This is a genomic window from Pseudactinotalea sp. Z1732 (assembly GCF_049724975.1).
Classification (GTDB): Bacteria; Actinomycetota; Actinomycetes; order Actinomycetales; family Beutenbergiaceae; genus CALKWS01.
Genome location: NZ_JBMPQC010000001.1, coordinates 263,134 through 274,183 on the forward strand (window position 1 = coordinate 263,134; position 11,050 = coordinate 274,183).

The 11,050-nt window shown below is 70.2% G+C and carries 13 protein-coding genes; 1 reads left to right on the forward strand and 12 read right to left on the reverse strand.

Annotated features, from left to right (window positions below):
- Nucleotides 1-6: 6 nt before the first annotated feature.
- The 12 genes from ACPL7H_RS01270 to ACPL7H_RS01325 are packed head-to-tail and all read right to left on the reverse strand — an operon-like array spanning nucleotide 7 to nucleotide 10,336.
- Nucleotides 7-729, reverse strand: a complete 723-nt coding sequence (locus ACPL7H_RS01270; RefSeq protein WP_424795356.1) for a DNA alkylation repair protein — start codon at nucleotides 727-729, stop codon at nucleotides 7-9.
- Complete coding sequence (locus ACPL7H_RS01275) at nucleotides 722-1,522, reverse strand: glycosyltransferase family 2 protein (RefSeq protein WP_424795357.1); 801 nt, start codon at nucleotides 1,520-1,522, stop codon at nucleotides 722-724. The genes ACPL7H_RS01270 and ACPL7H_RS01275 overlap by 8 nt, the downstream gene beginning before the upstream one ends.
- Entirely contained in the window at nucleotides 1,519-2,172 is a 654-nt protein-coding gene (locus tag ACPL7H_RS01280) for a hypothetical protein (RefSeq protein WP_424795358.1), read from the reverse strand. Before ACPL7H_RS01280 ends, ACPL7H_RS01275 begins: the two co-directional genes overlap by 4 nt.
- Nucleotides 2,165-3,040 carry a prenyltransferase gene (locus tag ACPL7H_RS01285; protein ID WP_424795359.1) on the reverse strand — a complete coding sequence of 292 codons (876 nt, stop codon included), beginning with the start codon at nucleotides 3,038-3,040 and terminating at the stop codon, nucleotides 2,165-2,167. The genes ACPL7H_RS01280 and ACPL7H_RS01285 overlap by 8 nt, the downstream gene beginning before the upstream one ends.
- A 2-nt stretch (nucleotides 3,041-3,042) precedes the next feature.
- On the reverse strand, nucleotides 3,043-3,384 hold the full coding sequence (locus ACPL7H_RS01290; RefSeq protein ID WP_424795360.1) for a lycopene cyclase domain-containing protein: 342 nt from the start codon (nucleotides 3,382-3,384) through the stop codon (nucleotides 3,043-3,045).
- The gene (locus ACPL7H_RS01295; RefSeq protein ID WP_424786914.1) at nucleotides 3,381-3,707 is read right to left on the reverse strand and encodes a lycopene cyclase domain-containing protein; all 327 of its coding nucleotides are present in this window, start codon (nucleotides 3,705-3,707) and stop codon (nucleotides 3,381-3,383) included. The genes ACPL7H_RS01290 and ACPL7H_RS01295 overlap by 4 nt, the downstream gene beginning before the upstream one ends.
- A complete protein-coding gene (gene crtI / locus ACPL7H_RS01300) occupies nucleotides 3,704-5,308 on the reverse strand; it encodes a phytoene desaturase family protein (RefSeq protein ID WP_424795361.1) in 1,605 nt (534 codons plus the stop codon). The genes ACPL7H_RS01295 and crtI overlap by 4 nt, the downstream gene beginning before the upstream one ends.
- Entirely contained in the window at nucleotides 5,305-6,174 is an 870-nt protein-coding gene (locus ACPL7H_RS01305) for a phytoene/squalene synthase family protein (RefSeq protein WP_424795362.1), read from the reverse strand. The genes crtI and ACPL7H_RS01305 overlap by 4 nt, the downstream gene beginning before the upstream one ends.
- Nucleotides 6,174-7,370 carry a polyprenyl synthetase family protein gene (locus ACPL7H_RS01310; RefSeq protein WP_424795363.1) on the reverse strand — a complete coding sequence of 399 codons (1,197 nt, stop codon included), beginning with the start codon at nucleotides 7,368-7,370 and terminating at the stop codon, nucleotides 6,174-6,176. The genes ACPL7H_RS01305 and ACPL7H_RS01310 overlap by 1 nt, the downstream gene beginning before the upstream one ends.
- Nucleotides 7,367-7,951 (reverse strand): tryptophan-rich sensory protein, encoded by a 585-nt coding sequence (locus ACPL7H_RS01315; protein WP_424795364.1) that lies wholly within the window; start codon nucleotides 7,949-7,951, stop codon nucleotides 7,367-7,369. The genes ACPL7H_RS01310 and ACPL7H_RS01315 overlap by 4 nt, the downstream gene beginning before the upstream one ends.
- The gene (locus ACPL7H_RS01320; RefSeq protein ID WP_424795365.1) at nucleotides 7,899-8,153 is read right to left on the reverse strand and encodes a hypothetical protein; all 255 of its coding nucleotides are present in this window, start codon (nucleotides 8,151-8,153) and stop codon (nucleotides 7,899-7,901) included. The genes ACPL7H_RS01315 and ACPL7H_RS01320 overlap by 53 nt, the downstream gene beginning before the upstream one ends.
- A complete protein-coding gene (locus ACPL7H_RS01325; protein WP_424795366.1) occupies nucleotides 8,150-10,336 on the reverse strand; it encodes an MMPL family transporter in 2,187 nt (728 codons plus the stop codon). Before ACPL7H_RS01325 ends, ACPL7H_RS01320 begins: the two co-directional genes overlap by 4 nt.
- Nucleotides 10,337-10,550: 214 nt before the next feature.
- Between ACPL7H_RS01325 and ACPL7H_RS01330 the strand changes: the two genes are divergently transcribed.
- On the forward strand, nucleotides 10,551-11,045 hold the full coding sequence (locus tag ACPL7H_RS01330) for a MarR family winged helix-turn-helix transcriptional regulator (RefSeq protein ID WP_424795367.1): 495 nt from the start codon (nucleotides 10,551-10,553) through the stop codon (nucleotides 11,043-11,045).
- The last annotated feature ends 5 nt before the right edge of the window (nucleotides 11,046-11,050 follow it).

Genomic DNA, 11,050 nt, shown 5'->3' on the forward strand with positions numbered 1-11,050 from the left:
GTGCTTTCAGGTACGGGCCAGGTGCTTACTCGCCTCCCGCACGCTCAGTGGACTGAGCCGGTCGCGATGCTCGGCAAGGAACGCCTGCACCCAGGCGGCGTCGGTCTTGGCGTACTCACGCAGGGCCCAGCCCACCGCTTTACGGACGAAGAACTCCCCGCCGTGCCGGGACCCGGTCAGGTTCGCCTCCAGGCAGTGTGAAAGCAGGTCGGTGTCGGTGGCGGCCTTGGCGCGCAACTGCGCCAGGATTGCCGACCTACGCACCCACATGTCGTCGTCATCCGCCCAGTCCCGCAGTACCGGGGCCACCACATGCGGTTCGCGTTGCAGCACCTCCCCGAGCAGGTGGGAGGCGATCTCGTCGACGTGATCCCACCAGGCTCCGGTGCCGATCATGTGCCGCAGCAGCGGCAGCGTCGCCGTGGTGCGGAAGGCCCGGTAGCGGGGCTGGCGGGCCAGGGCGGTGGCCGCGTAGCGCTCTTCCCGGTGGGTGGCCCCGTCCCACAGCGCCCGCACGGTGGCCTCCCACTGTGCGTCGGTGGTGATCGGGTGCGCGCCGGCGAGGTCGCGCACGATCCGGCGTACCTGAGCCATCGCCACCCCGTGGAACGGCAGCGCCGACTTCATGTACCGCTGCTGAGCGACGGCCCGCGCGGGGTCGGCGGCGCGGGCCAACTGCGCCCGCACTGCCACAACCAGGTCGGTGCGGGCCGGCCCCTGCTCAGTCATGGAATCCCTGCCCGCGCTGCGCCGTGGGGTGCGGGGCCAGCGGCCGGCCGCGCCCCGGCCCGAGAACATGGGTGATCCTGCGTGCCCAGCGCTGCCAGGGGGGCGCGATGGCCCAGTTCACCGAGAGGGTCCGGAAGGCGCGGGCGAAGCGGCGCCGCATCTGTGCCCGGCCGCGCAACGCCCGGGCCGACACCCCTATCACCAGGGACCGGTCCAAGCGGATCGTCCGCTCCGGACCCAGGGCGAAGGCGAGGTCGAGATCATCGTGCACCTCGGCGTCGTCGTCATGGACGCGGTCCCGCACCTGCCGCCAGGTACTGCTGTGCAGGGCCATGTTCGAGCCCCATAGCGGGCGGTGCCCCAGAGCGGCGTGGCACAACAGGTAGTAGGCGCCCAGGTAGAGCCCGGCCACCACCCGACCGCTCCGGGGCAGTTCGTAGAACCGGCCCACTCCGGTGACCGCGTCCCAGCGCGTACCGGACATCAGTGCGCTCACCTGCTCCACCCACCTCGGCCCGGGGATCGAATCGGCGTCCAGCCGGGCCAGGATCTCCCCGCGGGCCGCGTCGTACCCGGCACTGGCAGCCTGCGGAATGCCGACGCGCCGCTCGGTCACCACCCGGGCCCCGTACTGCCTGGCGACCTCGGCGGTTCGGTCCTCGGATGCGTTGTCGACCACCACGACCTCCAGCGGTGGCATGCTCTGCCGGTCCAGCGCCCGCAGGCACCGGGCCAGGGCGGGTGCGTCGTTACGCGCGGGGATCACCACGCTGACGGTTCGGAGCCGGTTCATCCCTCGTTCTCCGTTCGGCGCCCGGCCAGGGCGATCCCGGCGATAGCCGAGCCCAGGAGCGCCGCGGCCAGATCACCCACGGTGTCTCCCGGCTCGATCTGCACCCGCTGGTCGACGTAGACGTGCCCGAACCATTCCGCGATCTCCCACACCACCGCCATGACCGCACCCACTCCGGTGGTGGTGATCACCAGCCCCCACCGACCCCGCCGGTGCTGCTTCGAGGACGTCATCCGGGCACGGTGCAGCGCCAGCCCCGCGGCGCCGGCGAGCAGCCCGTTGAGGACCAGGTGCACGAGGATGTCCAACCACCAGATCCGCTCGTACAGGTGCAGCACGCTCGCCCACGCGGCCCCCTGCGCCGCCAGCGCCGCGGCTACCTGCAGCGGCGCGGGCAACTGCAGCACCCGCATCGCCGTCATGCCGCCCAGCACCAGTGCGAACACCGCCACACCGACCCAGTCGTAGCGGGTGGCGACGAGCAGGCCGGCCACACCGAGCACCGCGACCAGGTGAACGGCTATCCGGCCGGTGGGACTGCCCGGGACCGTCAACAGCCGCACTCCCGTCGGCTTGCGGGTCGCGGGGTCCCCGGCCGGGGCCCGCGACGCGGCACGTGACGCAGATCGTCCGATGGGCACCTCAGCCACCCCACCCGATCCAGATCAGCAACTGGGTGAGCAGGAACCCGGTCACCAGGTTCAGGCCCAGGAATCGTCGCCAGCCGGCATTGGCGGTCTCGCACTGTTGGTCGGGCAGCGACCGGAACGGCGCGATGCTCGCCAGGTAGGGCAGCGCGAGCAGACCGGCCAGCATCGCCGGCCAGCCGGCGCCCAGCAGCAACAACCCGCTGACGGCGTACAACGCCATCGCCAGCCGTACCGTGCGCGCGGCACCCAGCCAGGTGGCGATCGAGGCGATCCCCGCCTGCCGGTCGGCGGTGACGTCCTGCACCGCCCCGAAGGCCTGGGAGGCCACGCCCCAGACGAAGAACGCCGCCAGCGCTATCAGCGCGGTCCTGGTCGGGTCACCCCCGGCGAGCACCAGGCCGAAGACCGCCGGGGACACGAAGTGGGTGCTGGAGGTCATCGAGTCCAGCACCGGGCGTTCCTTGGAGCGCATCGGTGGCGCCGAGTAGGCCACCACCGCGAACACGCTCACCGCCAGCACCGCGGCGGAGGCGAGGGTGCCCATCAGCAGCAGCGCGATCAGGAACGGCACGTTCGTCACCAGTGCGGCCCCGATGGTCAGGCGGTGCCACCGGCGGTCCAGCACCACCCCCTCGACGCCGCCCTTGCGGGGGTTGCGCAGATCCGACTCGTAGTCGAACACGTCGTTGATGCCGTACATGGCCAGGTTGTACGGGATCAGGAAGTACAGCGCGCCCACCACGAACGCCACATCGACTCCACCGCCGGCCAGCAGGTACGCGGCTCCGAAGGGGTAGGCGGTATTGATCCAACTCAACGGGCGGGAGGAACCGAGGAGCTGGGCCAGGGCGCCGGGTCTGCCGGCCACGGTCACGACTCCTCCTCCTGCTGCGCCGCGTTCGACGGTCGTGCGGTCCGGCGGCGAGGTCCGAGCAGGGACCACACCGCCGGCAGCAGCAGTGCGGCGACGACCGGCCACGCCAGGTCCTCCACCGGCGCGAGCAGCACATAGACACCGATCAGGTGGGCCTCGTCGTAGCGGAACAGGTCCGCATAGATCATCAGCGAGTCGAACACGATGGTCAACGCGATCAGGACCACCGCGGTCAGCGCCGTCGCCGCCCACCACCGACCACCACGACGGCGCCCGGCCACGAGTGCCGTGAGCGCGGACAACAGCATGACCGCGATCGCCAGAACGGGATAGGTCACGGCTGCTCCTGCCGCCGGAGCACCAGGGTGATCAAGGCGTGCACCACGAGCGTGAGGTAGCACAGGAACACGATGAAGAAGAGTTCCTCCAGAGGCAGTTCGGGGGCCAGCAGGATGCCGGTCATCGCCGGGCTGTCACCCTTGTGGTAGAACCCGGCGGCAATGGCCACCACATCCCAGATCAGGAAGACACCAGCGCCGATGCCCAGGGTGAGCAGTCCGCGGCGAGCATCGGCCCAGAAAACCAGCCGGAAGCGGTGGTCCAGGAGCGCCATGCAGCCGATCACCCCGAGCAGGGCGGCCAGGTAGGCCAGTGCGATCATCGCACCATCCCGCGAGCCGGCATCTCGCCGGCGATCCGCTCGGCCACGGTCTCGGCGCTGATCAGACACATCGGCAGCCCGATCCCGGGAACGGTACCCGCGCCCGCCAGGTAGAGCCCGCGCACCCGGGTCGAGGCGTTCGAGGCCCGGAAGAACGCGCTCTGGCCCAGAGTATGGGCCGGACCGAGCATGCTCCCTCGCCACGCGTTCAGATCCTCGGCGAAGTCCCCCGGCCCCGCGGTGCGCCGCACCACGATGCGCGCGGCCAGGTCCGCGATGCCAGTGTGGTCGGCGAGCATGGCGATGGCCTCGTCGGCGATCCGCTCCACCGGCGGGTCGCCCTGCCCGTCCAGGCCGCCGCGGCCGATGCCCGGGTCGGCCGGCACCGGGACCAGGATGAAGATGTTCTCGCCATCGGGCGGTGCCACCGAGGGGTCGGTACGGGAGGGGGTGCACACGTAGGCCGACGCCGGGCTGGGCACCCGGCCGGTACGGATGTCGCGGAAGTTCCGCGCCCAGTCCGCGGTGAACAGCAGCGTGTGGTGGGTCAGTTGCGGCAGCCGGCCGCGCACCCCGAGGTAGACCAGCACGCCACCGGGCCCGGGATCATGACGACGCCACCACCGCTGCGAGTGGTCGCGCAGGTGCGCCGGGAGCAGTGCGTGCTCGACGTGGTGCAGGTCGGTGGCGGCCACCACCACGTCCGCACGATGGTGCCGGGTGCGGCCCTCGCGGTTCCGGTAGGTCACCCCGGTCGCACGTGCGCGGCGCCGGCGACCGGGCAGTGCCTCGGTGCTGATGGCGGTGACGGTGGCTCCGGTGTGCACCCGGGCGCCCTGCTCGTGCGCCAGGTCCTCGATCACCCGGATGAGTTCGGTGAACCCACCCTGGGGATACCGCACCCCTCCGGTCAGGTCCAGGGCGCTCATCAGGTGGTACATACTCGGCGTCCGGTCCGGGGAGGAACCCAGGAACACCGCCGGGTAACCCAGGATCTGGCGCAGCCGCCGGTCCTGGAACCTGCTGGCGATGTGGCTCTGCAGGGACCGCAGCAGCAGCGGCGCGAGCCGGTGTGCCTGCTTCAGCACCGCACCCCTGAGCAGGTCGGTCCGGGACGTGAAGCTGGTGTAGAGGAAGTGCGCCAACGCCATCTGATAGGTGTGTTGAGCCGAGCGCAGATAGTCGCGCAACCGGGTGCCGGAACCGGCCTCGATCGCCTCGAAGGTCGCCACATTCCGGTCCACGTCGGCGACGATGTCGACCTGCTGCTCATGTCCCTCGAAGAACACCCGGTAGGCCGGGTCCAGGGGCACCACATCCAGCCGCGAACCCATCGAGGTGCCCATCCGGGAGAAGAAGCGCTCGAACACCTCCGGCATCAGGAGCCAGGACGGTCCGGTGTCGAACCGGAACCCGTCGGCCTGCCAACTGCCTGCCCGGCCACCCACCTGATCCTGTTGTTCCAGCAGGTCCACCCGGAACCCGTCCCGCGCCAGCAGGGCCGCGGTGGCCAGGCCTGCGATACCACCACCGACGACGACGGCGCTGCGGCCCCGCACATCCGGCGTGGGTGGGGTGGGGGCCGGCAGCGCATCGGTCATCGCCGCCCTCCACTGAGCACCGCGCGGGCTACGAGGCGCGCCTTGACCGGATCGGGGACGCGCACCCGGACGCTGCGCAACCGCGCGGCCGGGGTGCTGCGCAGACGCCCGGACAACTCGGCGAACAGGGAGTGGGCGGCCCGGACCGCGCGCCTGCTGCCGGCAGGCAACTGACGCAGGGCCGCATCGGCCGCGCGCAGGTCGGCATCGATCTCGTCGAGCAACTCATCCCGGTGGCTGTCGTCGAAGGCGGCCGGGTCCAGTCCGGGGAAGTAGGTGCGGCCCAGGTCGCTGTGGTCCTGGGCCAGGTCCCGCAGGAAGTTCACCTTCTGGAATGCCGCGCCGAGGCGGATGGCCCCGGGGGACAGCCGCGCGTAGGCTTCCTCATCCCCGGCGGTGAACACCCGCAGGCACATCAACCCCACCACCTCGGCCGATCCGTGCACATACTCGGCGAAACTGGTCTCATCGTGCTCGCTGGTGGTCAGATCAGTGCGCATGGAGGCGAAGAACGGGGTGATCAGTTCGGGCCCGATGCCGTACCGCCGTGCCGTGCGGGCGAACGCGTGCACGACCAGGTTAGCGCTCCGGGGACCGCCGCACGCCCGCCGGGTCTCGGCCTCCAGTGCGTCCAGGAGTACGCGGCGATCAGGACCGGGCCAGTCGGGGTCGGGGTCATCGACGATCTCGTCGGCGAGCCGCACCAGGGCGTAGATGTTGCGCACATGCTCACGGTCAGGCTGAGGCAGCATCCGGCAGGCCCACCCGAACGAGGTGGAATAGGACTGGATCAGCACCGCAGCGCTGCGACTGGCCACCACGTCGTAGGTGCCGGTAGCGGCGGCGTGCGAACGGGTCCGAGCCATTACGCGGCTCGCTCGGTGATCAGGCGCACCCAGCCCTGCAGCAACGGGCCGATCGGCAGATCGGCCACTCGCGCACGGGCTTCGGCCGCCAGGTTCTGCGCCAGCTCCTCCACGTAGGCCCGCGACCCGGACTGCTCCAGCAGGGCGCGCACCTGGGCGGCGGCGTCGGGGGACGCTGACCCCAGGTATGGCCGGATCCTCGGCCAGAAGGTGGTGGTCCGGGCATGGGCGATCAGGGGAGTGCACTTGCCCCCGCGCAGATCCGTCAGGACGCTCTTGCCGATGGTGGCCTCGTCCCCGAACATGCCATCGAGGTCATCGTGCAACTGGTACGTCACCCCGAGCAGACGCCCGAACTCCACCAAGGGCGGCTCATACTCTTCGACCCCGGCGAGGACGGATGCCAACTGCAGGGGCAGTTCGAAGGAGTACACCGCCGTCTTCTGATACTCCATGTCGACCGCGTCGGCGATCTCGGCATCGGCGTCCATACTCAACCGCACGTCGGTCAGTTCACCGGCAGCACTCAGGTGCAGGGCGCGGTCGAGCAGGTCCAGCATCCGCGCCACGGTCGGCTGGGATGCTCCGCAGAGCGCCAGCACCCGGACCGCCCCGGTGAGTGCGAGATCGCCGGCGAGGATGGCGGCGGTCTCGCCATAATGGGTAGCCCGGTCATGGTCATACCCACGCGCCCTGGAGTCGTCGGCGAAGATCCCCGTCACGTTCGGCCGACCGCGCCGCACGGTGTCCCCGTCGATGACGTCGTCGTGGATCACCAGGGCGCTATGCAGCAACTCCAGGGCAGCGCCGACCTCGGCGGCGGCGCGTTCATCGTCGCCGCCCAGGGCCAGATAGACACTGTGGAACAGGGCTGGTCGTAACCCCTTCCCACCGGAGGCCACGTCGGCCAGCGCGGACCACAACTGCTGGTGATCCGGCCCGGCGGCGTGTCGCGCCCCGGCATCGAAGAACCGGGCCAAAGCGGTCTTGGTCGCCGATCCCGCGGCCGCCGCGGCCGCGGCGACATCGCCGTCGTCCGCGGTGCAGGCGGTGTGGGCATCAGCGCCGGTGCCTTGGTCATCGGCGCAGTCGTTCTGCGCGCCGGCCGGACGGAGACCGGCGCCGGGCTCACCCGCAGGGCCGGACCCGGCTCCGGTCTGGGCGTCCACGTCGGTGGCCGGCACCGAGGCGGTCATGTCGGTGCCCGTTCCGCCCGCAGCCTCAGTCCGAGAGTGCTCAGGGCCACCACGGCGGCGGCCACACCGGCTACCACCGCAACGCCCATGGAGTAGGGCTCGTCCGTGCGAGCAACAGCGATCCAGGCCAGTCCCCAGGTCAACGTCGCCGCCACCGCGAGCCGGCCCCGGCCGACCACGGCGAGAACCACCCCGATGGCGGCCACCACCACCAGGACCGCCACCGCCCACACCTCGGGGTAGCCGCCCCCGGTGAATCCGGCACCCGCGAGCGCGGCCGCGATGTTGGCGCAGGTGGCCACGCTCACCCAGCCCAGGTAGAGACCCACGGTTCCGTCGGCCACCACGGCCTCCACCGTGCTCCTCGGGCGGGCGCTGAGCAGTTTGGCGTAGGTCCGGGCCAGCACCACCAACAGGACCGCGATCACCACAACGCTGACCCAGATCAGGTCTGCCTGGACGGACAGGATCCAGGCCGCGTTCAGCAGCAACGAGAGCGCAACCCACCAGCCGATCCCACGCGGATCGCTACTGTCCCACCACTGCCACAGCGTGTAGGCGCCCAGCGCGATGTAGATCAACGTCCACACCGAGAAGGCCGGTGAGGCCGGTGCCAGATGGGTGGCGTCGGTCGGACAGCAGCCCGCCGGCAGCCTCGGAGATCGGTGTGCCACCGAAGACTCCGACCCCGATCATCGACCCCACCAGGCAGATCACGTAACTGACGGTGACGCCGATCCGGCGCACCAGATGGGCCGAAGATCCGTGGGCGGTACGACTCATCCGCTACTCCCCTGCAGGGCCGGCTTCCTCTCCGAGCGCTCCCGTGCCTCATCGCGGGGAATCCGGGATCCCCACGGCCACCAGGTGGCGCGACCGACGTCATACACAATGCCTGAAACCAACAGGCTGCGCACGATGAACGTATCGATCAGGACACCCACCGCGACGATGAAGGCCAACTGGACCAGGAACAACAACGGGATCACCACCAGGGCGCTGAAGGTGGCCGCGAGCACCACGCCGGCGGAGGTGATCACCCCGCCGGTCATCGTCAGCCCGCGGCGGACCCCGGCCCTGGTGCCGTGGGTCAGGGACTCCTCCCGCACCCGGGTCATCAGGAAGATCGAGTAGTCGATGCTCAGGGCGACCAGGAAGATGAACCCGTACAGGGGCACCGACGCATCCGCTCCGGGGAAGTCGAAGACGTGGTTGAAGAAGATCGCGGCGAGACCCATCGTGGCGGCAAAGGAGAGCACGTTCGCGGCCAGGATCAGCAGCGGTGCCACGATCGAACGCAGCAGCATCACCAGCATCACGAAGATCACAGCCAGTACCAGCGGCACGATGGTGCGGATGTCCTGCGACGCGGTCTCCTGGGTGTCCAGCCGTTCCGCGGCCGCCCCTCCCACGAGTGCGCTTTCGTCGACCTGCTGCACCTCGCTGCGCACCTGGCCCGCCACCTTGGTGGCTTCCTGGCTCTCCGCGGTAGCGGTCGTGGACGCCTCGATCCGGACCAGGCCGTCCACCACCACCGCGTCGCCGTCGTCGTCGGTGAGGACGTCGGCTTCACCGATGCCTTCCACCGAGCGCACCTGCTCCAGCACGTCCTCGGCGTTGTCCTGTTCGACGAGGACGAGAACGGGATCGACCTGACCGGCGTCGAAGTGCTCGGCCAGCACCTGCTCGCCGGTGACGGACTCGACGTCCTCGAGGAACACGTCCGCCTCCCCGGTGCCCTCGGCCTGCAACGTGGGCAGGAACGCGGCGAGACCGAGCAGCACCACGGCGGTGCCGGCCCAGATCACGCGCGGGCGGCGGGACACCAGTGCCGCCACCCGGCCCCACAGCCCTGCACCTCTGTCCACGGCGGCCAGGGCGTCGGGGGTGAACGCGGGGGTCTTCGGCCAGAAGATGCCACGGGAGCGACGCCCACCGATCAGCAGGATGGCCGGCAGCAGGGTCAGCGCGCCGAGCATGGCCGCGGCGATCCCGATCGCGCCCACCGGGCCGAGGCTGGCGTTGGAACTCAGGTCGGACAGCAGCAGACACAACAACCCGGCGATCACGGTGCCGGCGCTGGCCACGATCGGGGGTACCGAAGCCTTCCACGCGATGCGCATCGCCGCTGCCGGCTCGGCATTGCGGGTCAGTTCCTCCCGGTACCGGGCCACCACCAGCAGTGCGTAGTCGGTGGCCGCCCCGATCACCAGGATCGCCAGAATGCCCTGACTCTGCCCGTTCAGCACCAGCAGGCCGGACTCGGCCAGTGGCTTGACCACCAGCGCCGACCCGGCCAGCGCGAACACCGAGGTGATCAGCACGGCGAAGGGAAGGATCGGAGAGCGGTAGACCAGCACCAGGATGATGAATACCACCACGAGGGCCACCACCAGCAACACGCCGTCGATCCCGGCGAAGGCACCCACAAGGTCGACCACGAAACCCGCTGGGCCGGTCACCCAGGCCTGCAGGCCTTCGTCCGGCAGGGTCTCGGCTGCCATGGTGCGCAATTCCTGCACCACGACCTCACTGACCCGGTCCCCGGAGCCGGAGAACAGTTCGTCGGCCTCGTCCTCGGCGATCGGGACCGGCAACAGCAGCGCCTCGCCGTCCTCGGCGGGCACCACGACGACCTGTCCATCCACGTAGTCACCCAGGGCCGCCCCGCCGGGCAGTTCCCGCTCCGGGATCGCCTCCGCCAGTTCCTGGGCGGCGGCCATCTGCTCCTCGGTGATCTCGCCGCCGCCGTCGTCCGGGATCGCTACGAGCAGCGCCGGGAGGGTCTCGTTGTCGATGAACTCGGTAGCGAGTTCGCCGGCGCGGGTGGACTCCGCGGACTCCGGCAGGAAGGAGGCCTGGTCGTTCTCCTGGACCTGGGACAGGTTGCCCTGGGCTATGCCGCCAAAGGCGCCGATGGCGAGCCAGGCGCCGAGGACGACGACGAGAGTGAGTGCGCGCAGCACCGCTGAGCGGGTACTTTTGCCCCGATGCCGGGCACTCCCCGTTCGATTACTAAGCATGCTTAGTAATATCGTTCCTGGACAGGTACCGTGCAAGTCATGGCGACAAGTCCTTTCGTGACGTCGCCCACATCACCAGCCCGCCAGGACGCCGGCGGGCCGGGACCAGCCAGGATCGAGACGTGAGGCGAGTGAGCGGCACAGAGGTGATCGGAACGTGAGCGGTCAGGAGTCGGTACCGACAGGCGCCTCGGAGCACACCGCGGCCTACTCCTCCCCCGAGTCGTGGCCCACCGGGCGGTTGCTGTCCGCTGCGGCCCGCAGGGTCGAGCGCCGGTGGGATGAGTACCTCGCGCACTGGCACCTCACGCACGCCTCGGTCCCGGTGCTGGCCGTGCTGGTGCGCGGAGCGCTGTCCCAGCGTGAGATCGCCGCCCAGATGCACGTCACCGAACAAACGCTGGGCCGCGTGCTGCCGGGGTTGGAGCGCCACGGCTATCTCACCCGGGAACCACACCGGATGGATCGGCGCCGGCGCTTGGCGACCTTGACCCAGAAGGGCCGGGAGGCGCTGGAAGCACTGCAGGACACTCAGGCGGTGGAGAGCCTGATCGGGAAGAGCCTGGACCCGGCCGAGATCGCGCAACTGCGTGAACTGCTGATGAAGATGCTGACCGATCTGCCCCTGCCCGAGCAGCGTGACCGGGTCTGATCCGG